We start from the raw sequence: 541 nt of genomic DNA, 5'->3' as shown, positions 1-541 counted from the left end.
GCAGCGAGGTCTGGCTGCAAGTCAGCTACTGCCCCGTCCTCGACCGTGCCGGCCGGGCGACGAAGATCATCCAGCTCTCGCTGGATGTCACTGCGCAGCAGCAGCGCAGCGCCGATCAGGCAGCCGTCCTTCAGGCCATCAGCTGCTCGCGGGCCTCGATCGAGTTCGCTCTCGACGGCACCATCCTCACGGCCAACGCCAACTTCCTCAACACCGTGGGCTACAGCCTAGGGGAGGTCCAGGGCCGGCACCACAGCCTGTTTGTCGACCCGACTGAGTGTGGAAGCCAAGCCTACCGCGACTTCTGGGCAGCGCTGGCGCGCGGTGAGTTCCAGCGCGCCGAGTACAAGCGCTTCGGCAAGGGCGGACGGGAGATCTGGCTGCAGGCGATCTACAATCCAATCTGCGATATCCAGGGCAAGCCCTACAAGGTCGTGAAGTTCGCGACCGATGTCACGCAGGACCGTCTGCGCCGCGCAGACGTGGCAGGACAGATTGCGGCCATCAACCGGTCGCAGGGCGTCATCCACTTCGACATGGA

1 protein-coding gene is annotated in these 541 nt (G+C 64.7%); it reads left to right on the top strand.

The features are described 5' to 3' along the window. The coding region (locus MFF24_RS28700) for a PAS domain-containing protein (protein WP_238229226.1) at positions 1-541 on the top strand (541 nt) is incomplete at both ends.

Origin of the sequence: Methylorubrum aminovorans (assembly GCF_022179725.1) — a bacterium.
GTDB classification, from domain to species: Bacteria; Pseudomonadota; Alphaproteobacteria; order Rhizobiales; family Beijerinckiaceae; genus Methylobacterium; species Methylobacterium aminovorans.
The sequence above is the reverse complement of the archived record's forward strand: the minus strand, read 5'-3'. Positions and strand labels throughout refer to the sequence as shown.